This window comes from Luteimonas deserti (genome assembly GCF_013425765.1).
Lineage (GTDB): Bacteria > Pseudomonadota > Gammaproteobacteria > Xanthomonadales > Xanthomonadaceae > Luteimonas > Luteimonas deserti.
Window position 1 is genome coordinate 53921 of the sequence record NZ_JACCJZ010000010.1, and the last position, 25437, is coordinate 79357.

A 25437-nucleotide genomic window follows, 5' to 3' on the forward strand; every position below is an offset into this window, starting at 1 on the left:
GCAGCGCCTGTCGGGGCGCGCCGCGCGCTGCCGGAGGCGGCGCTGCGGGATCGGGTCGTTGACGCACGCCAGCGCCGGCGGCGTGCGTCACCTGATCGCTCAGCGCCCGGCGACCGCCTCGACGGGCTGGCCACCGCGCATCGCGACCGGCTGCGGCGAGACCGGCATGCCGGGCATGAACACCTTCTGCACGCCGTTGACGATCACCCGGTCGCCGGTCGCAAGCCCGGACTCGACCACACGCAGACCGTCGACGACACGGCCCGGCACGATGTCGCGACGCTGCGCGGTGTTGTCATCGCCGACGACGTAGACGTACTTGCGGTCCTGATCGGTGATCACGGCCTTGTCGTCGATCAGCACGGCCTCGCGCTGGGAGGCCCCTTCCAGCTGCACGCGGGCGAACAGGCCGGGGGTGAAGCGGCGATCGGGATTCGGCAGCACGGCGCGTGCTCGCACGGTCCCGGTCGCCGGGTCGACCTGGTTGTCGAGGAAGTCGACCGTGCCGGCGTGCGGATGGCCGGTCTCGTCGGCCAGGCCGACGCGCACCGCGTTGCGACCGTTCGCGCGGGCGCCGTCACGGGTCATCGCCTGGTGGCGGAGAAACGTGCGCTCGTCGGTCTCGAAGTACACGTGGACCGGATCCTGCGAGACCACGGTGGTCAGCAGCGAGGTGTCGGCCTGCGCCAGGTTTCCGGTGGTCAGCATCGCGCGACCGGCGCGTCCGGCCACGGGTGCCCGCACTTCGGTGAAGGCGAGATCCAGCCGCGCCGTTTCGACCGCCGCCTGGGCACCGCGCACGGCGGCCTCGGCCTCGGCGCGACCGGCGCTGCGTGCCTCGAAATCGTCGCGCGAGATCGCACTGGCATCGATCAGTTGCTGTGCGCGCGTGTGACGCGTCGTGGCCAGCTGGGCGTCGGCGCGGGCGCGGGCCAGTTCCGCTTCCGCCCGCTGCAACGCCGCGCGATACGGGCGCGGGTCGATGACGAAGAGCAGATCGCCCTTCGCGACCTCGTCGCCCTCGGCATAGGCCACCCGCTGCACGTAGCCGCTGACCCGCGGCCGCAGCTCGACGCTCTCGACCGCGGCGATGCGGCCGGTGGCGTCGCTCCAGTCGCGCACCGGTTCCACCAGCACCGGAGCCACGCCCACATCCGGCGGCGGAGGCGCGCTCGTGGACTCGGCGCGGCTGTCGCAGCCGGCGACGACGAGGGTGATCGCGACGGCGAGGCCGAGCGCGACGAGGGCGCGGCGCGCAGCGGGCGCGGAAACATGGACGGTCATGGGCGGAACTCCTGGGGGGCGGGAACGTCGACGCTGATCCGCCGCAACAGCGCGCGGGCATCGTCGGTGTGGTTCGTGTCGGACGGACAGGGCGGCGGACCGACGTCGAGGTCGTCCGACAGTCCGGGCGGGCGGCTCAGCGCACCGAGCGGAAAGCGCACGAGCGCCGCATGGCCGGCCACAGCGCCGGCGACAAGACGCAGGGCATGGCTGGCGATCGCGTCGGCGTCCGGCCATTGCATGCAGGCGTGGCCGGCGTTCGCGGCGCTGCGCGCCGGCGTGTCGACGGCCAGCATCTGCACGCGCACCGGCAGCGTGCGCGCCTCTTCGTGCAGCACGCGGGCCAGCATCCGCAGCGCGGCCGCGCCGATCGAATGGTGGCCGTAGCCGGCCCAGGGCTGCTCCGCGCCGGGCCCGCCGATGAGCACGTAGCTGGCCCGCGCCTGGCGTGCCAGCACCGGCAGCAGGTGCCGCGCCGCGACCAGGTGCGGAATCAGATCCTCGTCGAGCCGCCTGCGCAGGAAGTCGGCCGGGGCGGCGAGCACGCGTCCGCCTTGCGCCGCGCCGCGGATGGCCGCGACGACCGCACCCGGCGGGCCGTCCGGCCATGCGTGCAGACGCGCCGCCAACGCCGCGGCATCGGCCTCGGTGGCGATATCGGCGACGAGGGTCGCCAGGCCGGCGTGCCGCGCCGCGAGATGCTCCAGGGCCCCAGCGTCACGGGCGACGGCGATGACCGGGCGGCGTTCCGCCACGGCCTGCGCAACGACGCGTTCGCCCAGGGTGCCGGTCGCCCCGAGGACGACCAAGGGCGAAGAAATTGTCCCGATCATGGGATTGTTTCTCCCGAAAACCGGGATTCGACCGTGTCCGGACCGCGTTCGGCGCCCAATGACCGCGGCAGCCAGGCCCAGAGCCAGCCCCATGCGGGCGCCCCGCCAGCGACCTTCCGACGCGCCCCTGCCGCTGCGCGATTCGACTGGTTTTCAGGGATTTCCATGCGCGCTCGGCGCTTCGGCACAGGGCGTGTCGATGCTGGACCAGGCGCGGGCAGGCGGTAGCGGGGGAGAGCCATCGGCGACGTCCATCAGGAACAGGCCGCAGACGATAGGCTTCGAACCCGGACTTGATTAGTCCGCTTTCAAGGGAATAATTGTCCCTCGTCCGGTCCAATCGCGAACCGGCGCTCCGAGGAGGCCTTCGATGGCGCACGATCTCAACGACACCCTGATCTTCGTCAAGGTGGTGGAGCAGGGCAGCTTCATCGCAGCCGCGAACGCGCTGGGCCTGCCCAAGACCACCGTCAGCCGCAAGGTGCAGGAGCTGGAACAGCGGCTCGGTGCGCGCCTGCTGCACCGGACCACGCGGCGTCTGGGGCTCACCGAGGCCGGCAGCATCTATCACGAGCACTGCCAGCGCATCGCGCGCGAACTCGAAGAGGCCGAGAGCGCGGTCGGCCAGCTGCAGGGCGGCCCGCGTGGCTGGCTGCGCTTCACCGTGCCCTACTCGATCGGCATCACCTGGATCGCGCCATTGCTGGGTGATTTCCAGGCGCAGTACCCGGAAATCCTGCTCGACATGCACATGGGCAACGAGCAGCTGGACCTGATCGCCGGCGAGGTGGACCTCGCATTGCGCGTCGGGACGCTGCCCGATTCCAATTTCGTCGCGCGCAAGCTGGGCAGTCTGCGCACCCAGGTCTTCGCCAGCCCCGCCTACATCGAGAAGCACGGCGAGCCGCTGCATCCCGACGACCTCCAGCACCACCGCACCCTGGTGATGCGCAAGAGCCGCAATCCGCAGAACCGCTACGTCTGGTCGCTCACCGACGGCGCCGCGCTGCGCGAGTTTCCGGTCAATCCGCAGCTGGTGGCGAACGATCCGGCGGCGCTCAACTGGGCGTTGATCAAGGGCGAGGGCCTGTTGCTGACCGGTGACGTGATGGCGAAGGCCTTCGTCGAGGCCGGGATGGTGCGGCGCGTGCTGGCGGGCTGGAACGGGCCGGAGGTCGATTTCAACGCCGTGTTCGCCGGCGGCCGCCTGGTGTCACCGAAGGTGCGCGCGTTCGTCGACTTCCTGATCGAGCGGCTCAATTTCGACGCCGACCACATGCAAACCTTGTGCATGGTGCAGAAGCAGGCGATGGAAGCGAAGGCCGCGGGTGTAGTGGCGCTGGCGGAGTTGGAGAAGGCGTCGCGGCGCAGTGCGGTGCCGGCAGCAGTGCCGGAAGAGGATGAGGTCGCGCACGCGAGGCGGTAGTGCGCTGTGCATCGCTGTACGACGTACGATGTACGGCGTGCGATGTTTTTCCGCTTCCGCTTTGTGCTCTTGACTCTTCGTATCCGTGACGACTCGCGTATGCACGCCGACCCGTAGGGCGCCGCACATGGATGTGCGGCGTTTTCCGACCGAGCCAGGATGGCGAGTCGGAAAATCCCGGAACGAATGAAAGGCCGGATGTGCTTTGTCGGGGAGGCCCTTTCTTTTGCTTACTTTTCTTTGGGCCAACAAAGAAAAGTGAGCCGCTCGCCGATAGGCGAGTGGAAGCTTTGCACTTGTTTTCCCTAGATCGAGCCGACACGACATCAAAGGCTTTCGTCCGCTAACGCGGCCGAGTTCATTTCTTTTGTCAATCGACAAAAGAAACGGAACCAAAGAAAAACGATTTCCCGACGAAGCTCACCCGGCGCGTCATTTGTTCCGGGATTTTCCGACTCGGCATCCTGCCTCGGTCGGAAAACGCCGCGCATCCATGCGCGGCGCCCTCCGGGTCTCGGCCCTGCGCCGGCGCATCATTGATCGGTAACAGCAACAGCGACAACAACTGCAACTGCAACTGCAACTGCAACCGCAACGGCAACCGCTACCGCTCCGAATGCCCGCTGTCCTGGTAATCCCGCCGCGTGAACAGATCCGGCCGGATCAACTCCACGAACGCCCGCGCCTGCGGCGACAGCACCTTGCCCTTGCGCACCACCACGCCGTAACTGCGCGACGGAAACCACTCCGCCACCGACCGCGTCGCCAGGCGCGCGTCGTCGTCAGCGTCGAGGCAGATCGCACTGACGATCGAGATGCCCATGCCCATCGCGACGTACTGCTTGATGACCTCCCAGCCGCCGACCTCCAGCGCCACCGTGTAGGGCACGCGGGCCTGCTGGAACACCTGGTCGACGAGCCGGTAGGTCACCTGGCGCTTGGGCGGCAGGATCAGGCCGTAGCGCGCGATCTCCTCCAGCGTCAGCCGCTTCGCGCGCGCGAGGGCGTGGTCGGGCGGGGTCAGCAGGATGGGTTCGAAGCGGTACACCGGCGCGTAGTCCAGGTCGGCCGGCACGTCGACCATCGAGCCGACGACCAGGTCCACCGCGTCGGCGCGCAGCAGGCCGGTGCCGTCGGCGGTGATCGCGTCCTGCAGCGTCAGGCGCACGTCCGGATGCTGGCGCCGGAACAGGTCCACGATCTTCGGCAGCAGGTACAGGATCGTCGAGCTGTTGGCGGCGATGGTGAGTTCGCCGGCGTCCAGTCCTCCGACCTCGCGGCGGAACGCGGCCGGCAGGCCGTCCAGCGCCTCGACCAGCGGCACCGCCAGCTCGTAGAGCACCTGGCCTTCGCGGGTTGGCACCAGGCGGCGGCCGCTGCGCTCGAGCAGGACAACGCCCAATTCGCGTTCGAGCGCCTGCAGCTGCAGCGAGATCGCCGGCTGGCTGACGTACAGCGCCTCGGCCGCCCGTGAGACCGAGCCTAGACGGGCGGTCTGACAGAACGCGCGCAGCGGTTTAAGCCGGTCCGACTTGTAGGGAAACCGCAATGCAGACAGGGGCTAGCCGGCCATCCGACCCTCCGTATGAGTTCCTCTTATATATCGGATTGACAAAACTGGGTTGTCAAATAGTCCCTCGGGGTAGACGGTCTGTTGCAACGCAATAACGCCGTGACAGCACGAGGCGACCTCCGTGAATGCCGTGATCAAGCAACCCGCCCCGCGCCCAGACGCGCAGATCGCCCTGCCGACGGATGTGCCGACCGATCTGCTCGGTCCCGAGGCCCAGGCCTTTCTGGTCGACCTCCATGCGGCGTTCGAGGGCGAGCGTCAGGTCCGCCTGCGGGCACGCCAGCACCGCCAGCGCGGCTTCGATGCCGGCGACGTCCCGGACTTCCGCGCCGACACCCGCTCGATCCGCGAATCGGCCTGGCGCGTGGCATCGCTGCCGGCGGCGCTGCGCGACCGCCGGGTCGAGATCACCGGGCCGGTCGATCCGAAGATGGTCATCAACGCGCTGAACTCGGGCGCGAACTGCTACATGGCCGACTTCGAGGATTCCACCTCGCCGACCTGGGACAACCTGCTGACCGGCCAGCGCGCGCTGCGCGATGCGATCAAGGGCACGCTCGAATTCACCGCGCCGGCCGGCAAGCGCTACGCGCTCAAGCCCGAGGGCCAGCGTGCAGTGCTGATCGTCCGCCCGCGCGGCTGGCACCTGGACGAGAAGCACGTGCGCATCGACGACGCGCCGATGTCGGGGGCGCTGTTCGACGCGGGCCTGTTCGCGTTCCACAACGCCCACGCGCTGGTGGCGAAGGACCGCGGACCGTATTTCTATCTACCCAAGCTGGAGTCGATGGAGGAGGCGCAGCTGTGGGAGGACGCGCTGTCGCATATCGAGCGCAGCCTTGGCCTGCCGGCAGGGCAGATCAAGGTGACCGTGCTGATCGAGACGCTGCCGGCGGTGTTCGAGATGGACGAGATCCTGTATGCGCTGCGCCGGCGCATCGTCGGTCTGAACTGCGGCCGCTGGGACTACATCTTTTCCTACATCAAGACTTTCCGCCGCCACCGCGACCGGGTGCTGCCCGAACGCGGCCAGGTCACGATGACCCAGCCGTTCCTCAAGGCGTATTCCGAGCTGCTGATCCAGACCTGCCACCGCCGCGGCGCGCATGCGATGGGTGGCATGGCGGCGCAGATTCCGATCGCCGGCGACGCCGCCGCGAACGATGCGGCGATGGCACGCGTGCGCGCCGACAAGCTGCGCGAAGTCACCGCCGGTCACGACGGCACCTGGGTCGCGCACCCTGCGTTGATTCCGCTGGCGAAGCAGATCTTCGACGAGCGCATGCGCGGCCCGCACCAGCACGCGATGACGCGCGACGACGTGCTGGTGGACCGTGACGATCTGATCGCGCCGTCGATCGGCACGATCACGCGCGCTGGATTCGACGGCAACGTCGAGGTCTGCGTGCGCTACATCGCCGCGTGGCTCGACGGCAACGGCTGCGTGCCGATCCACCACATGATGGAAGACGCCGCGACCGCCGAGATCGCGCGTGCGCAGCTCTGGCAGTGGATCCACTACGCCGATGATGGCCATGCGCCGCTGCATCTCGACGACGGCACCGCGATCGACACCGCGCTGCTCGATCGGGTGCTGCTGTGCCTGCCCTCGAAGCTGGCGGGCCAGGACATCCCGGGCGCCGCCCGCGTGCACGAGGCCATCGCGATGCTCGAGTCGCTGACGCTGCGCGACACGCTCGAGGACTTCCTCACCCTGCCGGCCTACGCGCGCCTCGACTGAAGCGCCCGCGCCGCGCGGCCTTCGTCGGCCGTCGCGCCCCGATCCATATCCCGTTCCGCGAAGGAGATGCGCCATGCCCACCCGCCAGCAACAGATCGACGCCCTGCACCAGGACTGGACCAGCAACCCGCGCTGGAGCGGTATCCAGCGGCCGTACTCCGCCGCCGACGTGGTGCGCCTGCGCGGCAGCGTGCAGCCCGAGCACACACTGGCCAAGCGCGGCGCCGAGAAACTGTGGGCACTGGTCAACGGCAATGCGAAGAAGGGCTACGTCAACGCCTTTGGCGCGATCAGCGCCGGCCAGGCGATGCAGCAGGCCAAGGCCGGTCTGGAAGCGGTGTATCTGTCGGGCTGGCAGGTCGCCGCCGACGGCAACAGTTCCGAGACCATGTATCCGGACCAGTCGCTGTACGCCTACGACTCGGTGCCGACGATGGTCCGCCGGATCAACAACACCTTCCAGCGCGCCGACGAGATCCAGTGGAAGGCCATCGCCGACGGCAAGCTCGACGAGTCTGATGCGATCGACTTCTTCCTGCCGATCGTCGCCGATGGCGAGGCCGGCTTCGGCGGTGTGCTCAATGCCTACGAGCTGATGAAGAACATGCTCGTCGCCGGCGCGGCGGGCGTGCATTTCGAGGACCAGCTGGCCGCGGTCAAGAAGTGCGGCCACATGGGCGGCAAGGTGCTGGTGCCCACGCAGGAAGCGGTGCAGAAACTGGTCGCCGCGCGTCTGGCCGCCGACGTGCTCGGCGTGCCCGCGATCGTGCTCGCGCGCACCGATGCCGAAGCTGCAACCCTGCTGACCTCCGACTTCGACGCCAACGACGCGCCCTTCGTCACCGGCGAGCGCACGGCCGAAGGCTTCTACAAGGTGCGCAACGGCGTGGAGCAGGCGATCAGCCGCGGCGTGGCCTACGCGCCGTACGCGGATCTGGTGTGGTGCGAGACCGGCACGCCGGACATCGGTTTCGCCCGCGAATTCGCCCAGGCCGTGCACGCCAAGCACCCGGGCAAGCTGCTGAGCTACAACTGCTCGCCGAGCTTCAACTGGAAGAAGAACCTCGACGACCGCCAGATCGCGAGCTTCCAGGAGGACCTGGCCGCGCTGGGCTACAGGTTCCAGTTCATCACCCTGGCCGGCATCCACATCAACTGGTTCAACAGCTTCCAGTTCGCCCACGACTACGCCCGCGGCGAAGGGATGAAGCACTATGTCGAGCAGGTGCAGGAACGCGAATTCGCCGCGCGCGACAAGGGCTACACCTTCGTCTCGCACCAGCAGGAAGTCGGCGCCGGCTACTTCGACGACGTGACCACGGTGATCCAGGGCGGGGCGTCGAGCGTCACGGCACTGACCGGCTCCACGGAGGAGCAGCAGTTCCAGGCGAGGGCGGCAGCATGACGACCCGTTAGCAGCAAACCGCCAGATTCAGCACACTCGTTACGGGGCTCCGGAGCTAGTGTGTGGAGTCGCACACATAGGGAGTCCAGGATGACCCGGTCTTTGATCGTTGCGGCAATCGGTTCGCTTCTGGCGCTTCCAGCGGGACTATGGGCGGCGCCACCTTCGGATGGACAGCAGGTCGCGACTACGGATCCGCGTCCGGAGGCCGACAGCGTCACCCAAGAGCGCCTCGTTTGTACCCGAACGCGACAGACGGGCAGCAACCGCGTGACGCGCGTGTGCAGAACGGCGGAAGAAGCCGCGGTTGAGCGCAAGGCTGCGATGGAATCGATGCGTCGCAAGCGCAGTCAACCTGCACGCGACGACAACGTGCGCTCGTAGACCGGCCAACACGCCACGCCGTCGCGAGTCACCGCCTCCGCGGACGGCGGCGCGACGTAGAGTGTTCCAGAACGCTCTGGAACGTATTAATGCGTGCTGTGGAAAAACGGAGTAAGGTCGGGTTCAGTTCACGCGCATGGAGCCGATGATGCGAACACTCGTCGTTGCGATCGTACTAGGGTGCTGCGTGGGCGTCGCCGCCCCGGCGTTCGGCGGAGACGACCAGACCCCGCCGGATGTCGATCCGGCCGAGGGATTGGTGGCTGCCGCCGGAGAACAGCCGGACGAGCGGATCGTGTGCCGCATCGAACGCCCGATCGGGAGCAAGCTTTCCCGCCGGGTCTGCCGGACCGCAGCTTCGATCGAAGAGGTGCGGGAGATCACCGTCAGCGGTTTGCGGAACACACAGACCAACGCGTTCAAGGAACCATGACGAACGTCTGGTGGGGTGGGCGGCGTAGGTTCCGCTGCTCCACCGGCCGGCACAGCGTCGAGTCCGCTGCTTCCGACAGGTGACTGGCGTCGGACTGTACTTCGCTCGGACGTGGCAGGCCTGCACCATTAGCTGCAGCGTGCCGTATGTCCTCAATCGGATGTCCGATTCGATTGAAGGTCGCCGTACTAGCCGAAGGCGTATCCGATCTAGAGTGCCTCTGCGGTCCGTACGCGGCACCCGGAGGTCCTGGCGCGTGGCGGGATCATCCTGAGCGACCGAAGCCTCGATAGCCGAGCGCCTCTGTGAGATGCAGCGAGGCGATGCGCTCATGGCTTTCCAGGTCCGCAATCGTCCGCGCGACACGCAGGATGCGATGCATGGCCCGGGCGGAGAGATGCAGCGCATCGATCGCCCGCTCCAGCAGGGCCTGGTCACCCGGCGCGAGGCGGCAGTCGCGCGCCGTGGCCGCCTGGTCGAGCGCGGCATTGGTGACGCCCGCGCGGTCGAGCTGGCGCTGCCGGGCTTCGATCACGCGTTGACGGATGTGCCCGCTCGACTCGCCTTCGGGGGCATCGGGGCGCAGGGCGGCAGGGGGCAGCCGTGGCACATCGACATGCAGGTCGATGCGGTCGAGCAGCGGGCCGGAAATCCGCGCCCGGTAGCGGGTGATGGCATCGCCCGTACACCGGCATCGGCCGGAGGCGTCGCCCGCCCATCCGCACGGGCAGGGATTCATCGCCGCGACGAGCTGGAAGCGCGCCGGGAACTCGCTCTGCCGCGCGGCGCGCGAGATCGTTACTACCCCGGACTCCAGGGGCTCGCGCAAGACCTCGAGTGCACGCCGGTCCCACTCGGGCAGTTCGTCGAGAAACAGCACGCCGTTGTGCGCCAGCGAGATCTCCCCGGGGCGCGGTTCGCTGCCGCCGCCGACCAGCGCGATCGCGCTCGCCGTGTGGTGCGGGCTGCGAAACGGGCGCGTGCGCCAGCAGGCCGGATCCAGGCCGCGGCCGCTCACCGACTGGACGGCGGCGGACTCCAGCGCTTCGGCTTCGCTCGCGTCCGGCAGCAGGCCGGGAAGACGCGAGGCGAGCAGGGTCTTGCCACACCCCGGCGGACCCACCAGAAGCAGGTGATGGCCGCCCGCCGCGGCGATCTCGAGCGCGCGTCGGGCCTGTGCCTGGCCGCGGACCTCGCGCATGTCCGGCCCGGCGGGCACGCGTTGCTCGGGCGCCGTCGCGAGGGGCAAGGCCTTCTGTCCACCGAGCAGCGCGCAGACCTCGAGCAGGGTGCGTGCGGTGCGGACCTCGACACCGGACGCCAGGGCCGCCTCGGCGCCGTTCGCCGCGGGCACGAGCAGGCGTCGGCCCGTGGCAGCGACCGCGAGGGCAGCCGGAAGCACGCCGTCGGTGCCCCGCAGCTCGCCGGTCAGGCCGAGTTCCCCGAGGAATTCCCAATCGCCCAGCGCATCGGCCGGGATCTGTCCGCTCGCGGCGAGGATCCCGAGCGCGATCGGCAGATCGAAGCGGCCGCCGCCCTTGGGGAGGTCGGCTGGCGCAAGATTGACGGTGATCCGGCGGGCCGGAAACTCGAACTGCGCGCACTGGATGGCGGCGCGCACCCGGTCCTTCGCTTCGCGTACGGCCGCCTCCGGTAGGCCGACGATGGACATCGAAGGCAGCCCGCCGGCCAGGTGCACCTCCACCTTGACAGCGGGTGCCCGGATGCCTGCGCGCGCACGTCCGTGCACGAGCGCAAGTCCCATGTCGGCGGCGTCAGTGGGTGATGTCGACGCCGGAGGCCTCGACCGGTGTGCCGGCGGGTCGCTCCAGCTGCTGGACCAGCGCCTCGAGCGCCTCCAGCTTCTCGCGCGTGCGCAGCAGCACCGCGCGCTGCACGTCGAACTCCTCACGCGTCACCAGGTCGAGCTTCGACAGGCCGGACTGCAGGACGGCCTTGAAGTTCTCCTGCAGCTCCTCGCGGCTCTCCCGCAGGCCGGCCGGCACCAGGCCGCTGAGTCGACGTGCGAGGTCGTCGAGGTGGTTGAGATCGATCATCGGGGGCTCCTCTCGATATGCCATCAGCCTCGCCCGCGTCACCGGCTTGGACAGTCGGGCGCGGCCGCGGCACGGGGTAGGGAATGGTCCAAACGCCGCCCCTCGACGGCGCGGCGCACTACAGCATGCAGATGCCGATCTCACAACGCGCGATGGCAACGCCGCGGATCGTGTCGGGCGCGGCGTGAGGGTGGCGTATCCTTGCCCCGGACCCCATGGAGTGCGCCCGATGAAGATGGTCATGGCGATCATCAAGCCGTTCAAACTCGACGACGTGCGCGAGGCGCTGGCGGACGTCGGCGTCACCGGCATCACCGTCACCGAGGTCAAGGGCTTCGGGCGCCAGAAGGGTCACACCGAGCTCTATCGCGGGGCCGAGTACGTGGTGGACTTCCTGCCCAAGGTGAAACTGGAAATCGCGGTCACCGACGACATCGTCGACACCGTGGTCGAGGCGGTCCTGAGGTCGGCGGGCATGGGCAAGATCGGCGACGGCAAGATCTTCGTCTACGACCTCGAACGTGCGGTGCGGATCCGCACCGGTGAGCTCGATGGAGATGCGCTCTAGCGTCTTCGGCTTCGGGATGGTGCTCGCATTGCTTCCGGGCGACGCGCGCCTCGCCGCCGATGGTCTTTTGCGGATCGACCCGCAGCCTGTCCATAGCCCCGAATGCGGCTGTTCGCTGACCGAGGGCGAACAGTGCTTGGCATCGACCCTCGTCCACCGCTGCTGATGCAGGATCTGGACGACGGATCGCCCGCCGTTCTGCGACTCGACGGCGCGGATCGCAGTCCGCCCATGGTGACCGGCGCATTGAACGTCTGGAGCGCGCCGTGCGGGATGCCGCTCAATGCCCGCTTCGCGGGCGCGCCTTACGTCGTCTGGTTCGCCGGCTTCGTCACACGCATCTGTTACGAGAATGACGGGTGCGAGTATTTCGAGTTCCGCGGACGCCTGTCGGTCGTCCGCGAGGACGGTGCGCGCACGGCCCGTCCGGTGACGGGCCGCTGCGGCTGCTGAGCGCTCAGCCCTCGCCCAGCGCCTTCGCCACGAACGGCGGCAGCGACTGCGCGCCCTTGTGGATGTCGGCGGTGTAGTACAGCGTCTCGAATGGCTTGGCGCGCGCGTCTTCTTCGCGGAAGTCGAAGCCCTGGCCCTTGCGCGCCAGCGTGCAGCTCCACCAGCCGGTGGGATAGCACGGCTGCGGGAACGGCAGGGTCTGGAACGTGGTGAAGCCGGCCTTGCCCATCTCGGCGCGCATCGCCTTGATGAGATCCAGCAGCACCAGCGGCGATTCGGACTGCTGCACGAGAATGCCGTCGTCCTTCAGCGCACGGTGGCAGCTTTCAAAGAAGGCCTTGTTGAACAGGCCTTCGGCCGGGCCGACGGGATCGGTCGAATCGACAATGACGATGTCGACGCTGCCGGGCGCGCAGTTCGCCATATAGGCGATGCCGTCGTCGAACAGGATCTCGGCGCGCGGATCGGAGTTGGATTCGCACAGCTCGGGGAAGTACTTCTCCGCCATGCGCGTGACCTGCTCGTCGATGTCGCACTGCACGGCCTTCTCGACACCCGGGTGCCGCAGCACTTCGCGCAGCGTGCCGCAGTCGCCGCCGCCGATGATGACCACGGTCTTCGGCGCGGCGTGGGTGAACAGCGCCGGGTGCGACATCATCTCGTGGTAGAGGAAGTTGTCGCGGGTGGTGACCATCATCGCGCCGTCGATGAGCATGACGTTGCCCCAGTCGGTGCTTTCAAAGATCTCGATCTTCTGGAACGGCGACTGCACTTCGTCCAGCTTCCTGTCGACGCGGAAACCGATCGCCGAGCCGGCGGTTTCGAAATTCTCGTAGAGCCAGTTGGGCGCGGTCATGGAAAGTCCTGCAGATCGGGAGGCGCGGCAATGGCAATGGGCCGGCGCGCGGGGGCGGAAGTGTAGCGAAAACCCGGTGTCGGGCAGGTGCGATACTGCGCGGCACCTCAGCCGACTGGACGCTGCGTGCCCCTGGACGACCGCCGCGCGGCCGACGCCGCCACTGCCCGACACCGTGCCCGGGTGCAGCGACTCGAAGCGGCCGCGGCGCGGTCCCCGCGGGCCTATCTGATGCGGGTGCTGGCTCTGGCGCTCGCCGGCTACGGCATCCTGGTCGGCCTGTTGCTGATGCTGCTGGCGCTCCCGCTGGCGATCGCATGGCGGGTGCTCGTGCAGGGCGTGGCCTTCGAGCCGCAGCTGGGTATCGTGCTGGTCTTCGCCGGCGCCTCGATCGCCGTGCTGCTGCGCGCGATGTGGGTGCGCTTCGGTGTGCCGGAAGGCCGGCTGCTGGCACCGGGCGAGGCGCCGGAGCTCGAGGCCGAGGTCGAGCGTCTGCGCGCGGCGACGGGTGCGCCGCCGCTGGCGGGCATCGTCATCGATCACCAGCTCAATGCGGCTGCGGCCAGCCTGCCCCGGCTGCTCGGTCTTGCCGGTCACCGGCACTATCTCGTGCTGGGCCTGCCGCTGCTGCAGGTGCTCGACCGGGACGAAGCCGCCGCCGTCATCGCGCACGAGTTCGGTCATTTCGGCGAGCGGCACGGTCGCCTCGCCGGCTGGCTCTACCGCGTCCGTTTCACCTGGCACCGCGCGGTGGAGGGTCTGTCGCGCAGCGGGTTCGTACTGTCGCTGCCGCTCACGCGTTTCTACGCCTGGTACGCACCCCTGTTCGATGCCTGGAGTTTCGCATTGGCACGGGCGCACGAGTTCCGCGCCGACGCCACCGCTGCGCGGATGACATCGCCGGAAACCGCGGCCAGCGCGCTGCTGCGGCTGGAGCATGCCGGTGCCCGCCTCCAGGCCTCGCTCTGGCCCCGGGTGCTCGCGCGGGCAACGCAGCAGGCGTATCCGCCGGCGCAGCTTCTGGCCCACCTGGTCGAGGGCCTGCGGGGCGACCCGCCGCTCGACGTCGAGCGGGTGCTCGCCGTGGCCGAACGCGAGATCGATCCCTACGACACGCATCCCACGCTGGCCCGGCGCATCGAAGCCCTCGGCGTGCCGGTACGCCTGTCGCCATCGGGCGTGCCGGCCGCCAGCTGGCTCGGCGATGCGCTGCCGGAGATCGAGCGCACGCTCGACGCGCAGTGGCGCGAGGTGCTGCGGGCCGATTGGACGCAGCGGCACGCGGCGGCCGCGGACGAGCGCGCGCGCCTGCGCGCACTCGAGGCGTGCAGCGCGCGTACGCCGGAGGAGATCGTGGAGTACGCCCGGCTGTTGGAGGCGATCGAGAGCGACCGTGACCCCGTGCCGGCGCTTGAAGCCGCCCGCAGCGCCGTCCCGGGCAGCGCGATGATCGCGTTCCGGCTCGGCGCGCGGCTGCTGCAGGCCGGCGACGTCACCGGCATCGCCCACCTGCGCGAGGCCGTCGAGCAGGATGCGGGCGCCATCGGTCCGGTGGACGACGCGCTCGTGGCCGTGCTGCGTGATCCCGATATCGCGCCGGCGACGATCGCCGAGGCAATCGCGTTGCGCGATGCGCTGGCGCCGCGCGCGGCCGATCTGCGCGCCCGCGACGGCGTCGCCGATGGCGATGCCCTGCAGCCCCACGGTCTCGACGCCGCCGCCCTGGCCCGTCTGGCGGCCGGCCTCGCCCGCCACGAGCGTGTCGCCAGCGCCTGGCTGGTGCGCAAGCAGGTCGCGATGGCCGAGCAGACCGCGCATTACGTGCTGCTGGTCGACTGGCGCGGCTCGGTCGCCAGTGAAGGCGCCGGCCTGCGTGCGATCTCCCAGGCGATGGAGGTGCCGGGCAGCCATACCGTGTTCACGGCCAGCAGCGCCGCGGCCCTCGCGCGCGAGGTGCGTGCGGTCTGCGGCGCACCGGTCTATCGCAGGGGACGCGGCCAGGCCCTCTGACCGTGCGGACGCGGATCACCGCAGCGACGTCCGGCAGCCCCTAGACTATGCGGCCCCCGCCTGACGGATGCCGCCATGACGTCCTGGTCGATCGACCACGCCCGCAAGACCTACTCGATCCCGCACTGGAGCGAGGGGTATTTCGACGTCGACCCGGCGGGACGCATCGTGGTCTCGCCGCGCGGCGCCCAGGGGCCGTCGATCGCCTTGCCCAAGGCGGTGGATGCCGCGCTGGCCGGCGGCGCGCAGCTGCCCCTGCTGGTGCGCTTTCCCGACATCCTCGGCGATCGCCTGCACACCCTGCAGGCGGCCTTCGCCCAGGCCCAGGCCGAATGGGACTACACCGGTGGCTATACGGCCGTGTACCCGATCAAGGTCAACCAGCATCGTGGCGTCGCCGGAACGCTCGCTTCGCATCATGGCGACGGTTTCGGTCTCGAAGCGGGCAGCAAACCGGAGCTGATGGCGGTGCTGGCGCTGTCGCGGCCGGGTGGACTGATCGTCTGCAACGGCTACAAGGATCGCGAGTACATCCGCCTGGCCCTGATCGGCCGCAAGCTCGGCCTCGAGACCTTCATCGTCATCGAGAAGCCGTCGGAACTCGCGCTGGTGATGGAGGAGGCGGCGGCGCTCGGTGTCAAGCCGGGTCTCGGCGTGCGCATGCGTCTTGCCTCGCTCGGCGCCGGCAAGTGGCAGAACAGCGGCGGCGACAAGGCCAAGTTCGGCCTCAACCCGCGCCAGCTGCTCGACCTGTGGAAGAAGCTTCGCGACGCCGGCATGGCCGACTGCCTGCAACTGCTGCATTTCCACATGGGTTCGCAGATCTCCAACGTGCGCGACATCGCCAACGGCATGCGCGAGGCCACCCGTTACTTCGTCGAGCTGAGCAAGCTGGGCGCGGTGATCAGCCACGTCGACGTCGGCGGCGGCCTCGGCGTGGATTACGAAGGCACCCGATCGCGCAGCTACAACTCGGTCAACTACGGCGTGCGTCAGTACGCGGGCAGCATCGTGCAGCCACTGGCCCAGGCCTGCGCCGAACACGGACTCGCCCAGCCGCGCATCGTCACCGAGTGCGGGCGCGCAATGACCGCGCACCATGCGGTGCTGGTGGCCAATGTCTCGGAGGTCGAGCGTGCGCCCGAGGGCCGGGTGCCCGACGTGCACGCGGACGAGCCTGCCGTGGTGGCCAACCTGCGCGAGCTGCACGGCGAACTGGCCGCGCGCCCCGCAGTGGAGCTGTTCCATGAAGCCCAGCACCAGCATGCCGAAGGCCTGGCCCTGTATGCGCTCGGCCAGCTGGACCTGGTCCACCGTGCACGCATCGACGACCTCTTCTACGCGATCGCCCACGCCGTCCGCGCGCGGTTGACCTTCGACGAGAAGAGCCATCGGCCGCTGCTCGACGAACTCAACGAGCGCCTGGTCGACAAGTACTTCGTCAATTTCAGCGTGTTCGAGTCGATGCCCGACGTGTGGGCGATCGATCAGGTGTTCCCCATCGTGCCGATCGAGCGCCTCGACGAGCGCCCGGAACGCCGCGGCATCATCGCCGACCTCACCTGCGACTCGGACGGCAAGATCGATATCTATGTCGAGAACGAAGACCTCGACACCTCGCTGCCGCTGCATCCGCTGCGCAGTGGCGAACGCTACCGCCTGGGATTCTTCATGGTCGGCGCCTACCAGGAAATCCTCGGCGACATCCACAACCTGTTCGGCGACACCGACGCGGTCGAAGTGAAGATCGAGGGCGACGGCATCGCGGTCAACCGCCAGCGCCGTGGCGATACCACCGACGTGATGCTCGACTATGTGGGCTATGCACTCGCCGACCTGCGCGCGCGCTACACCGCGCTGGTCGATGACGCCGGCCTCGCCGCCGACGAATCGGGACGGTTGAAGGCCGCGCTGGAAGCCGGCCTCACCGGCTACACCTACCTCGACGACACGCCGCTGGAGTAGGCCGCCGAGCCGGCGGACGGGCAGCTCGTGGAGTGACGGACTGCTCGCAGCGTGGCGCGTCCGTCCCGGTTCCTCTCCGCTTGCGGCAGCATCGACAGCTGCGATTCCTGGTGGTTCGCCTGCGTGATCCGTCCAATGCCGATCTGGTCGTAGAACGCGAAGGCGCCATTGATGGCGGCCGCCTGCCGGGGCGCGCCGAGCCGCTCGGTCCCGTGAGCCTTCTGTTGCGTGCGGACCTGCGCCCGGCTGGGAGGACCGTCCCGGCCCGGATCCGGACTGCGGACCCGCTGCGCCACGACCGCGCCGACGTCTTCCACCGTGATCACGTCATCGCGGTTGGAGTCGGTGATCTGGAACCGATGTTGGACGGGGACTCGTGTCCGCGACCACCGGAAGCGGGCAGCGCCGCCGGCAGCGGGGGCGCGAGCGCCGTACCGGTCCATGCGGTCATGCTTTTTTCCCTCACACCTTGCAGCCGCAGGCACGCCTTCAGCCTAGGCGCGCATGGTGTCTGCCGGCGCACCGGGCGGAGGTGTCGATGGGTCCGACTCCGGGCAGCCGAGCAGCCCATACGCCGGCCGGTTCCCGGGCCGACATCGCGATGCCGGTCGGCGGTGCGGCCACGCACGCGGGCTCGAGCTGGTCCGATTCCGCCGGCCGCATCGCCCGGCGGTCGCTCAGTCGCGCACGCCCCGGCGCGCTTCGACCAGCAGGGCGAGCTGCAGCTCCAGCCGCTTGAGTTCGCGCAGTGTGCGGTTGGCCTCCACCCTCGCCCCCATGAAGGTCTTCATCATGGACGAGGTCTGGAACAGCACCGCGCTGGCCACGCCCCACTTCACCGCGGCCAGGGCGTCCGTGCTTGCCCACAGCTTCCAGAAGGTGAAGGCGAATCCTGCGAACGCCGCAAGCGCGACCAGATACGCCAGGGCGCCCAGCCAAGCCTGCGGCCCACGGAACAGACCCAGCGACTGGGTGATGTAGCCGGGCTCGCCATGTGCGGCGAGCAGGGCGCGGTCCTCGTCGGACATTGCGCGTTCGATCAGTTCATCGGTCCTGCCCATCGGATGCTCCTTCCAGTTGCGCGCGGATCTTGCGCCGCGCATGCATGAGCCGGGTTTTCACCGTCCCCGGCGGGATGTCGAGCGCGACCGCGATTTCGGCCACGCCCAGGTGTTCGAGGTGGAACAGCGACAGCGCCGCACGCTGTTCGGGCGGCAGCCGTTCCATCGCCGCCAGTACGTTGGCGACCTCGGCGTCGCGCTCGCCCGGCGCATCCAGCGCCTGCGCCAGCAGGGGGTCGTCGGTATAGGCCGCCAGCCCCGTGCGCTCGCGCACCGCCGCACGCACCAGGCGCTGGCAGCGCCGGGTGACGATGCGCAGGGCCCAGGCCGGGAATGCCGCCGCATCGTCCAGCCGGCGCAGACCGCGGAGGATGTCGATCCACGCCTCCTGCACGGCGTCGCGGGCCTGTTCGGGATGTCCGGTCATCCGCCAGGCATGGCGCAGCAGGCGCGGATGCCAGCGCGCGACGAGGCGTTCCCAGGCGGCGCGGTCGCCCGCCCGCGCGGCCGAGGCGAGGTACTCGTCGAAAATCCGCCCACTGTCGCGCTGCACGTGTCCGCCCCGGTGATCCCGTCAGCATGAAGGTGTCGCGCCGATGCCGGACGGTTCAATCGCGGATGATCGGGGCGCGGCTTGGCGGGGCCGGCTGCCCGGCTGCCGCGGCGCCGGCCGGTGTCTCGGTGACATGCGCGTCCGCCGCGGTGCCTGCATGCACAGGCACCGGCGCGCATCGCAACCGGCGCGCCAGTGCCTCCACTGCGCCAGGACGGAGGTCGGAGCCGGGCGTGATCCGGGACCTGCGCGTCGATGCGGTCGGTCAGGGCCGCCCGGCGTGCAGACGACATGCTCCGGATACACGTGTCCCGGCCGCTTCCATGCCCTGACTCGCGCCGCGAGGGCGACCCGGCCCGGGCCGCGGCCTCGGATCCGTCCGCATCCGCAGCGGATGCGCTGCGGCCCCGCAGACAGGTGACGTCCGGAGGGCCGGCCACGGCACAACCGCGGGCACGGACGGCCCGGCTTGCGCGATGCCACGCCAGCAGGCCGGGCGTCCGGCCGTCCCTCAGCCGCGGTGGACCTGGAACCCCGCCACCGACTGGGTGACCGGCATCAGCTCGAGCCGGTTGATGTTGAGGTGTGGCGGCAGTGTCGCGACGTAATGGATGACGCCGGCAATGTCGTCGGCGGTCATCGGCGACGCGCCCGTATAGAGGCGGTCCGAAGCGGCCTGGTCTCCACCCGTGCGGACCAGGGTGAACTCCGTCTCGGCCATGCCCGGCTCGATCGTGGTCACACGCACCCCGGTTCCGTGCAGGTCCGAGCGCAGGCCCAGCGAGAACTGGCTGACGAAGGCCTTGGTGCCGCCGTAGACGTTGCCGCCCGGATAGGGATACACGCCGGCCACCGAGCTGATGTTGATGATCGCGCCGCGCCGCGCGACGAGGGTCGGCAGCAGGGCATGGGTCAACGTGACCAGCGCAGTGACATTGGTGTCGATCATCTGCCGCCACTGGGCGAGGCTGGCCTGCTGCGCCATCGCGGTACCGAGCGCGAGCCCGGCGTTGTTGACCAGCAGATCGACGTCGCGGAACGCCGGCGGCAGTCCGTCGAGCGCGGCCTGCATCGCGTCCGCGTCGCGGATGTCGAAGCAGGCCGGATGCACGCGCGCGCTGCCGTGCGCCTGCACCAGAGCCTCGAGCCGCGCCGCCCGCCGGCCGCATGCGACGACCCGCCAGCCATCGGCGACGAATCGCTCGAGCGCGGCCTGCCCGAAGCCGGAGGTCGCGCCGGTGATCAGCGCCGTCCGGCTCACGGCGTCGTCTCCGCGCCGGCACGCTCGCGTACGCGCAGCGCCTGCAGTTCGTCGTGCGTCACCTCGCGCTGGGCGATCCGGCGGCCCTGCTCGATCTCGATCAGGGCATAGCGCGGATAGCGCGTCGAATAGCCCATGTGATCGTTGCCGCCGCGCTCCCCGAGGGCCACCACGAGGGTGCCGCTGTACCAGTCCGCGTCCACCGGGGCAGTGCGTCCCGGCAGCAGCGCCTCGAGCGCGATCTCGGGCGCCTTGCGGTCGCAGGCACCCGCGACCATGCGCAGCAGCTGCAGGCGATCGTCCTCCAGCCGCCAGGTGGCACGGTAGCCGCGCCAGTTGGCGCTGCAGGTGCCGAGCGTCGTCGCGAACAGCGCCCGGAACCGCTCCCAGGCGTCGGGCTGGTCGAGATAGGCGCTGAGCGGCTCGCTGTGCAACGGCCGGGGCTGGCCGTCGAGCAGCAGGGTGTCCGGAATCTGTTCGGTGGCTGCGGCCGGCAGCGCCAGCAGCAGGGTGAGCGCGAGCGCCGCCCAGCGGGCAGCGCAGAGGGCGGGGGAGATCACGGTCGACCTGCTGGCGAAGTGGGGGCGGCAAGCTTACCCGCGCGCGTCGCGGGCGTGCAGTGCATGCCCCGTCGCCCGTGGTGCGGGCCTGCAGGGGAGATCAGGGCCCCGCACCCTGCGCCGGCGCCGCCTTGCGCGCGGACCGGCGCGGAACCGCCGGCTCGGTGCCGGCAACCGGGTCCGCGGCGGACGTGCGGCGACGTCCGGTCGCCGACTTGCCGCGCGTCCGTGCGCGGGTGGCCCGGTGCTTTTCCAGCATATCCTCGGCCAGCACCACGTCCTCGGACAGGATGCCGGCCGCACGCGCCACCGCGATGCGCGCGGCGGCGCGGTTCTCGTCGGGATTGGCCTGCAGCAGCTCGCGGATCGCCTCGCGCAGGGCGGCCTGGGCATTGCTCTTGAGTTTCAGGTCGTTGCCCTGCTGGAACAGCGCCAGCAGCACATCGACGACGGGTTTGACGAAAGCAGCTTCGATGGCCATGGCGGTGTCTCCTTGCCGACCATTCTCCGCAGGCGCATCGCGCGGACTGCGATCCACATGCGACGGCGGGCACGGATCGAAAGCGCATCACTGGCGACCTGGCCCACGGGGCGGCCTCGGGGATGAACACGGGGCAGCCCGACGCGCATGGCCCCGGGTCCGCCCGGGCAGTCAACAGGCAGGCACGTGTCCAGCCCTCTCGCCCACGCCGGCGGGGCATCGGCGGGGGATCGCCCGGTGCGGGCGATGCGGTCTGCAGCGCCGCGGGCGCTGCGCGTCCCGAACCAGGCGGCCCCGCGGCAACGGGCGGCGCGCAGGGCCTGGATCGGATCAAGCGAGCCGTGCGACCCGGGTCTCCGCCGCTGCGCGTGCCGGGCGGATCAAGGCGAAGCGGGCCATCCGGTCCCTGCACGCAGATCCATCAGGCTCGGTCGTTGGCGGCAACGCGATCCTCCGCCCGGGCGCGCCAGCCGCAGGAGAAGCGGGTTCGCGATCCCTACTGAGCCTTGATGGCCAGCGCCGGAAGCCCGCCGTTGCCGAGCGTCTGTTTGGCCTCGGCCAGTTCGGTCGCGGTGCCGTAGGGCCCCATGCGCACGCGGTAGACGGTCTGGCCGTTGGCCTCGCCGGATTCGACCCGTGCGCTGAGCCCGAGCAGCGCGATCCGCGCCTTCAGGGCTTCGGCATCCCCCGAGGCGCTGAACGAGCCCGCCTGCAGCAGATAGCGCGCGTCGGCCGCCGCGGGCGCCGCCGGAGCAGCGGCTGCGGGCGCCGGCGCAGGCGGCGTAGCGGCTGCCGGGCGGTCTTCGCGCAGCGGCGTGGGGGTGCTCACCGGGCCGGTGCCCCCGGCCAGATCCGCGGCATCGGGATGCCGGGCCTGGAGCGCCTGCTGCGCGGCCTCCGCCTGCCGCTGCCGCTCGGCTTCCGCGCGGGCGCTGGCCGCGAGCTCGGCATCGCTCATCGGCACTTCCTGCTCGGGAAGCATCGTGTAGAAATCGTAGTCCCGCGTACGCGCGGCGTCCTGCCCGGCAGGCCGTGGACGCGGCCCGGTGACTGCCGGCAGCTCCGGCTCCTCGGTCGTGGCGAGCGCCGGCTGCGCATCCGGGTTGGGACGCGGGCGGAAGAAGCCGTCGCCCGCATCGGGCTTGAACAGCCGTGGCAGCGCCAGCACCGCGGCCAGCGCAAGCACGATGCCGATGATCATCCACGCCCAGCCCGGCAGGCCACCCGAGCTGCCGCCGCTGCGCCGGGCCTGGGATTTGCCGCGTCGTGCCGCCATCACATCGTCTCCGGGGCCTGCACGCCGAGCAGCGTCAGGCCGTTGCGCAGGACCTGTCCCACGGCCGTGGCCAGCGCCAGGCGCGCATCGCGCACGTCGCCGTCGTCGACCAGGAACTGGTGGTCGTTGTAATAGGTCTGGAAGGCCTGGGCCAGTTCCAGCAGGTAGGTCGCGACCAGATGCGGTTCAAGCTGGGCACCGGCCGCAGCCACCGTTTCCGGCCAGCGCGACAGGTCGATCAGCACGTCGCGCAAGGCGACATCCGCCAGATCCAGCGGCTGGGCCAGACCGTTCTGCAGGTCGAACATCAGCCCGCGCTCGGCCAGCTGCCGCTGCAGGCCGCAGATGCGCGCATGCGACAGCTGCACGTAGTACACCGGATTGTCGAGCGACTGGCTGCGCGCCAGATCGATGTCGAACACCAGCTGCGAATCGGGCTTGCGCGCCACCAGGAACCAGCGTGTCGCGTCGCGGCCGGCCTCGTCGACGAGCTCGCGCAGCGTGAGATAGCTGCCGGCGCGCTTGGACAGCTTCACTTCCTCGCCGCCGCGCATCACCGTGACCATCTGGTGCAGCACGTATTCGGGATAGCCCGGCGGAATGCCGACGTCGAGCGCCTGCAGGCCGGCCTTCACCCGCGCCAGCGAGCCGTGATGGTCGGCGCCGAGCTCGGTGATCGCGCGCACGTAGCCGCGCTGCCATTTCGACAGGTGGTAGGCGACATCCGGCACGAAGTAGGTATAGGTGCCGTCGGACTTGCGCATCACGCGGTCCTTGTCGTCACCGAACGCGGTGGTCCGCAGCCACAAGGCGCCGCCGTCCTCGTAGGTGTGGCCGTTGGCCACCAGCACGCCCACCGTTTCCTCGACCTTGCCGTGCGCGTACAGCGCCGATTCGAGGAAGTAGACGTCGAAGCCGACGCCGAATGCGGCCAGGTCGACGTTCTGCTCGCGGCGCAGCCAGGCGACGGCGAAGCGACGGATCGCATCGAGATCGTCCGCATCGGGAGTGCCGGCCACGACCACGCCGTCGACCTCGACGGTGGCGCCGTCGAGATACGCGCGGGCGACCTCGGCGATGTAGTCGCCGTTGTAGGCGTCGGCCGGCCAGTCCGCATCACCCGGCGCCAGACCACGCGCACGCGCCTGGGTGGAGCGCGCGAGATTCTCGATCTGCACGCCGGCGTCGTTGTAGTAGAACTCGCGCTTGACCAGCCAGCCGTTGGCATCGAGCACCCGCGCGATGCAGTCGCCGATCACCGCGGCCCGGCCGTGGCCGACATGCAGCGGGCCGGTCGGGTTGGCCGAGACGTATTCGATGCCCGCGGTGCGCGTGCCCCCGCTCTCGTTGCGGCCGTAGGCGTCGCCCTGGGCATGCACGGCGAGCAGCTGGGCCGCCCAGGCCGCCGGCGCCAGGCGGAAATTGAGAAATCCGGGGCCGGCGATCTCGACCGCGGCGACCGCGTCGTTGGCCGGCAGGGCGTCGACCAGGGCCTGGGCCATCGCGCGCGGATTCGACTGCGCGGGGCGCGCCAGCAGCATCGCCGCATTGGTCGAGAAGTCGCCGTGGCTCCGGTCCTTCGGTCGCTCGACGACGAAGGCGGGCGTGGCGAGGTCGGCGGGCAGGACGCCCTGGCTGCGCAGGGTGGCGATGGCCTGTTCGACCAGCGGGGCGATCAGATCGCGGAGCGAAGGGTTCACGGGCGTATTCGGTCGCGGATCAACGGCCGCACATTGTACGCGAGCGCCCGTACCGGGCCGCGATGGTCGCGGCTATGCTTGCCGCCCGTTTTCGTCCGGCGTGCGCGTGGACCTGCTCGTTCCCGAACTGGCCTGGCTTGTCTGCATCGCGTTCATGGCCGGTCTGGTGGATGCCGCCGTCGGCGGAGGCGGCCTGGTGCAGCTGCCGGGGCTGTTCACCGCGCTGCCGCAGCACGCCCCGGCTGCGCTGCTCGGCACCAACAAGTTCAGCGCCGTCTTCGGCACGATGGCCGCGGGCTGGCGCTACGCCCGTAACGTCCGCTTTCCCTGGGCGCTGGTCCTGGTGGCCGCGGCCACGGCGTTCATGTTCGCCTTCCTCGGCGCCACCGCGGTCAGCCTGCTGCCTCGCGATGCCGTACGCCCGCTGATCCTGGGCCTGCTGATCGCGATGCTCGTCTACACGGTGCTGAAGAAGGATTTCGGCGCGCTGCACCGACCGCGCGTGCTCGGTCACCGGGACCTGGCCCTGGCCCTGGTGATGGGCGCGGCGATCGGCTTTTACGACGGTCTGTTCGGCCCCGGCACCGGCAGCTTTCTCATCTTCCTGTTCATCCGCTTCTTCGGCCTGGATTTCCTGCGCGCGAGCGCCGCCTCGAAGATCGTCAACATCGCCACCAACCTGGCCGCGCTGTCGTTCTTCGTGCCGGCCGGTCATGTCCTGCTCGCGTTCGCGGTGCCGATGGCAGTCGCCAACGTGGCCGGTGCCTACGCCGGCACCCGGCTTGCCCTGCGCGGCGGCACGCCGCTGATCCGCAGGCTGTTCCTGGTGCTGGTGGTGGTGCTGATCGCCAGGATGGGCTGGGACACGGTCGCCGGCTAGCCGCGCCGACGCGGGCTCAGCGCCGGTTCCCTTCCACGAACCTCAGGAATTCGGCGCGCGTGCGCGCGTCGTCGCGGAAGCTGCCGAGCATCGTCGAGGTCACCATGCTCACGCCACGCTTGTGCACGCCGCGGGTGGTCATGCACTCGTGCGCGCCCTCCACGACCACGCCCACACCCAGCGGCGCCAGCGCGCGCTGGATGCAGCCGGCGATCTGGGCGGTCATCTTCTCCTGGACCTGGAAACGCTTGGCGTAGGCCTCGACCACGCGCGCCAGCTTGCTGATGCCCACCACGCGCCCCTTGGGCAGGTAGCCCACGTGCACCCGGCCGATGATCGGTGCCATATGGTGTTCGCAGTGGCTCTCGTACTCGATGTCGCGCAGCACGATCATCTCGTCGTAACCGGCCACCTCTTCAAAGGTGCGTGCCATGTAGGCGTCCGGATCCAGGGCGTAGCCGCTGAACCATTCGCCGTAGGCGTCGGCCACACGGCGCGGCGTATCGAGCAGCCCTTCGCGCGTGGGATCCTCGCCGGCCCAGCGCAGCAGGGTGCGCACGGCGGATTCGGCATCGGCGCGGCTGACGCCGTGGCGGGCGTCGTCGTCGGACTCGGGGCGCATGGTCGAACTCACTGAACGGGGCGCCATGGTACCGCGCCGCTCGCGCCGCGCTGCC

At 69.9% G+C, this 25437-nt stretch carries 25 protein-coding genes; 9 read left to right on the plus strand and 16 right to left on the minus strand.

Features of this window, described 5'->3' with window-relative positions; genetic code table 11:
* Positions 1-99: 99 nt before the first annotated feature.
* Positions 100-1284: an efflux RND transporter periplasmic adaptor subunit gene (locus H0E82_RS03780; RefSeq protein WP_180543954.1), complete on the minus strand. Its 1185-nt coding sequence runs from the start codon at positions 1282-1284 to the stop codon at positions 100-102.
* On the minus strand, positions 1281-2210 hold the full coding sequence (locus H0E82_RS03785; protein ID WP_180543957.1) for an SDR family NAD(P)-dependent oxidoreductase: 930 nt from the start codon (positions 2208-2210) through the stop codon (positions 1281-1283). Before H0E82_RS03785 ends, H0E82_RS03780 begins: the two co-directional genes overlap by 4 nt.
* A gap of 277 nt (positions 2211-2487) precedes the next feature.
* On the opposite strand from H0E82_RS03785, the gene H0E82_RS03790 reads away from it, so the two are divergent.
* On the plus strand, positions 2488-3543 hold the full coding sequence (locus tag H0E82_RS03790) for a LysR family transcriptional regulator (RefSeq protein ID WP_180543960.1): 1056 nt from the start codon (positions 2488-2490) through the stop codon (positions 3541-3543).
* A 370-nt stretch (positions 3544-3913) separates the two neighbouring features.
* Here H0E82_RS03790 and H0E82_RS03795 read toward each other — a convergent pair whose 3' ends face one another.
* Positions 3914-4144: a hypothetical protein gene (locus H0E82_RS03795; protein WP_219338394.1), complete on the minus strand. Its 231-nt coding sequence runs from the start codon at positions 4142-4144 to the stop codon at positions 3914-3916.
* A gap of 3 nt (positions 4145-4147) precedes the next feature.
* Positions 4148-5092: a LysR family transcriptional regulator gene (locus H0E82_RS03800; protein WP_235974161.1), complete on the minus strand. Its 945-nt coding sequence runs from the start codon at positions 5090-5092 to the stop codon at positions 4148-4150.
* Positions 5093-5246: 154 nt separating this feature from the next.
* Between H0E82_RS03800 and aceB the strand changes: the two genes are divergently transcribed.
* The 3 genes from aceB (at position 5247) to H0E82_RS03815 (ending at position 9079) form a co-directional block, all read left to right on the plus strand.
* Complete coding sequence (aceB, locus tag H0E82_RS03805; protein ID WP_425600315.1) at positions 5247-6857, plus strand: malate synthase A; 1611 nt, start codon at positions 5247-5249, stop codon at positions 6855-6857.
* Positions 6858-6930: 73 nt separating this feature from the next.
* On the plus strand, positions 6931-8262 hold the full coding sequence (gene aceA, locus H0E82_RS03810; RefSeq protein WP_180543968.1) for an isocitrate lyase: 1332 nt from the start codon (positions 6931-6933) through the stop codon (positions 8260-8262).
* A gap of 532 nt (positions 8263-8794) precedes the next feature.
* Entirely contained in the window at positions 8795-9079 is a 285-nt protein-coding gene (locus H0E82_RS03815) for a hypothetical protein (RefSeq protein ID WP_180543970.1), read from the plus strand.
* Positions 9080-9344: 265 nt separating this feature from the next.
* On the opposite strand, the gene H0E82_RS03820 is transcribed toward H0E82_RS03815, so the two are convergent.
* Both H0E82_RS03820 and ubiK read right to left on the minus strand, forming a co-directional pair.
* On the minus strand, positions 9345-10844 hold the full coding sequence (locus tag H0E82_RS03820; protein ID WP_180543973.1) for a YifB family Mg chelatase-like AAA ATPase: 1500 nt from the start codon (positions 10842-10844) through the stop codon (positions 9345-9347).
* Positions 10845-10854: 10 nt separating this feature from the next.
* On the minus strand, positions 10855-11136 hold the full coding sequence (gene ubiK, locus H0E82_RS03825) for a ubiquinone biosynthesis accessory factor UbiK (protein WP_180543975.1): 282 nt from the start codon (positions 11134-11136) through the stop codon (positions 10855-10857).
* 229 nt (positions 11137-11365) lie between these two features.
* Between ubiK and H0E82_RS03830 the strand changes: the two genes are divergently transcribed.
* On the plus strand, positions 11366-11704 hold the full coding sequence (locus H0E82_RS03830) for a P-II family nitrogen regulator (RefSeq protein ID WP_180543977.1): 339 nt from the start codon (positions 11366-11368) through the stop codon (positions 11702-11704).
* A 165-nt stretch (positions 11705-11869) separates the two neighbouring features.
* The gene (locus H0E82_RS03835; RefSeq protein ID WP_180543979.1) at positions 11870-12157 is read left to right on the plus strand and encodes a hypothetical protein; all 288 of its coding nucleotides are present in this window, start codon (positions 11870-11872) and stop codon (positions 12155-12157) included.
* A 4-nt stretch (positions 12158-12161) separates the two neighbouring features.
* On the opposite strand, the gene speE is transcribed toward H0E82_RS03835, so the two are convergent.
* Positions 12162-13013: a polyamine aminopropyltransferase gene (gene speE / locus H0E82_RS03840; RefSeq protein WP_180543981.1), complete on the minus strand. Its 852-nt coding sequence runs from the start codon at positions 13011-13013 to the stop codon at positions 12162-12164.
* 126 nt (positions 13014-13139) lie between these two features.
* Between speE and H0E82_RS03845 the strand changes: the two genes are divergently transcribed.
* Entirely contained in the window at positions 13140-15023 is a 1884-nt protein-coding gene (locus H0E82_RS03845; RefSeq protein WP_180543984.1) for a M48 family metallopeptidase, read from the plus strand.
* A 75-nt stretch (positions 15024-15098) separates the two neighbouring features.
* Positions 15099-16988 carry an arginine decarboxylase gene (gene speA, locus H0E82_RS03850; RefSeq protein WP_180543987.1) on the plus strand — a complete coding sequence of 630 codons (1890 nt, stop codon included), beginning with the start codon at positions 15099-15101 and terminating at the stop codon, positions 16986-16988.
* Here speA and H0E82_RS03855 read toward each other — a convergent pair.
* From H0E82_RS03855 to argS, 8 genes are all read right to left on the minus strand, one after another.
* Positions 16961-17314 (minus strand): hypothetical protein, encoded by a 354-nt coding sequence (locus H0E82_RS03855; RefSeq protein ID WP_219338395.1) that lies wholly within the window; start codon positions 17312-17314, stop codon positions 16961-16963. The two genes, speA and H0E82_RS03855, sit on opposite strands and share 28 nt — an antisense overlap.
* A 351-nt stretch (positions 17315-17665) precedes the next feature.
* Positions 17666-18049, minus strand: coding sequence for a DUF6768 family protein (locus H0E82_RS03860; RefSeq protein WP_180543992.1), 384 nt, complete (start codon positions 18047-18049; stop codon positions 17666-17668).
* Complete coding sequence (locus tag H0E82_RS03865; RefSeq protein ID WP_180543995.1) at positions 18033-18602, minus strand: RNA polymerase sigma factor; 570 nt, start codon at positions 18600-18602, stop codon at positions 18033-18035. Before H0E82_RS03865 ends, H0E82_RS03860 begins: the two co-directional genes overlap by 17 nt.
* Before the next feature lie 511 nt (positions 18603-19113).
* A complete protein-coding gene (locus H0E82_RS03870) occupies positions 19114-19863 on the minus strand; it encodes an SDR family NAD(P)-dependent oxidoreductase (protein WP_180543998.1) in 750 nt (249 codons plus the stop codon).
* On the minus strand, positions 19860-20423 hold the full coding sequence (locus tag H0E82_RS03875; RefSeq protein WP_180544001.1) for a hypothetical protein: 564 nt from the start codon (positions 20421-20423) through the stop codon (positions 19860-19862). Before H0E82_RS03875 ends, H0E82_RS03870 begins: the two co-directional genes overlap by 4 nt.
* Positions 20424-20523: 100 nt before the next feature.
* Complete coding sequence (locus tag H0E82_RS03880; protein ID WP_180544003.1) at positions 20524-20904, minus strand: hypothetical protein; 381 nt, start codon at positions 20902-20904, stop codon at positions 20524-20526.
* A 496-nt stretch (positions 20905-21400) separates the two neighbouring features.
* On the minus strand, positions 21401-22180 hold the full coding sequence (locus tag H0E82_RS03885; RefSeq protein ID WP_180544006.1) for an SPOR domain-containing protein: 780 nt from the start codon (positions 22178-22180) through the stop codon (positions 21401-21403).
* Positions 22180-23880 (minus strand): arginine--tRNA ligase, encoded by a 1701-nt coding sequence (gene argS, locus H0E82_RS03890; protein WP_180544010.1) that lies wholly within the window; start codon positions 23878-23880, stop codon positions 22180-22182. Before argS ends, H0E82_RS03885 begins: the two co-directional genes overlap by 1 nt.
* Positions 23881-23986: 106 nt before the next feature.
* Here argS and H0E82_RS03895 point away from each other — a divergent pair, with 106 nt between their 5' ends.
* Positions 23987-24760: a sulfite exporter TauE/SafE family protein gene (locus H0E82_RS03895; RefSeq protein ID WP_425600311.1), complete on the plus strand. Its 774-nt coding sequence runs from the start codon at positions 23987-23989 to the stop codon at positions 24758-24760.
* A 16-nt stretch (positions 24761-24776) separates the two neighbouring features.
* Here H0E82_RS03895 and folE read toward each other — a convergent pair whose 3' ends face one another.
* Positions 24777-25382, minus strand: a complete 606-nt coding sequence (gene folE / locus H0E82_RS03900) for a GTP cyclohydrolase I FolE (RefSeq protein ID WP_235974162.1) — start codon at positions 25380-25382, stop codon at positions 24777-24779.
* Positions 25383-25437 lie beyond the last annotated feature (55 nt).

Coding starts and splice junctions, on each gene's coding strand:
- H0E82_RS03780 (WP_180543954.1), bottom strand. CDS start 1,284: ATGACCGTCCATGTTTCCGCGCCCGCTGCGCGCCGCGCCCTCGTCGCG.
- H0E82_RS03785 (WP_180543957.1), bottom strand. CDS start 2,210: ATGGGGCTGGCTCTGGGCCTGGCTGCCGCGGTCATTGGGCGCCGAACG.
- H0E82_RS03790 (WP_180543960.1), top strand. CDS start 2,488: ATGGCGCACGATCTCAACGACACCCTGATCTTCGTCAAGGTGGTGGAG.
- aceA (WP_180543968.1), top strand. CDS start 6,931: ATGCCCACCCGCCAGCAACAGATCGACGCCCTGCACCAGGACTGGACC.
- H0E82_RS03815 (WP_180543970.1), top strand. CDS start 8,795: ATGCGAACACTCGTCGTTGCGATCGTACTAGGGTGCTGCGTGGGCGTC.
- H0E82_RS03820 (WP_180543973.1), bottom strand. CDS start 10,844: ATGGGACTTGCGCTCGTGCACGGACGTGCGCGCGCAGGCATCCGGGCA.
- ubiK (WP_180543975.1), bottom strand. CDS start 11,136: ATGATCGATCTCAACCACCTCGACGACCTCGCACGTCGACTCAGCGGC.
- H0E82_RS03830 (WP_180543977.1), top strand. CDS start 11,366: ATGAAGATGGTCATGGCGATCATCAAGCCGTTCAAACTCGACGACGTG.
- H0E82_RS03835 (WP_180543979.1), top strand. CDS start 11,870: ATGCAGGATCTGGACGACGGATCGCCCGCCGTTCTGCGACTCGACGGC.
- speE (WP_180543981.1), bottom strand. CDS start 13,013: ATGACCGCGCCCAACTGGCTCTACGAGAATTTCGAAACCGCCGGCTCG.
- speA (WP_180543987.1), top strand. CDS start 15,099: ATGACGTCCTGGTCGATCGACCACGCCCGCAAGACCTACTCGATCCCG.
- H0E82_RS03860 (WP_180543992.1), bottom strand. CDS start 18,049: ATGGGCAGGACCGATGAACTGATCGAACGCGCAATGTCCGACGAGGAC.
- H0E82_RS03880 (WP_180544003.1), bottom strand. CDS start 20,904: ATGGCCATCGAAGCTGCTTTCGTCAAACCCGTCGTCGATGTGCTGCTG.
- H0E82_RS03885 (WP_180544006.1), bottom strand. CDS start 22,180: ATGGCGGCACGACGCGGCAAATCCCAGGCCCGGCGCAGCGGCGGCAGC.
- folE (WP_235974162.1), bottom strand. CDS start 25,382: ATGCGCCCCGAGTCCGACGACGACGCCCGCCACGGCGTCAGCCGCGCC.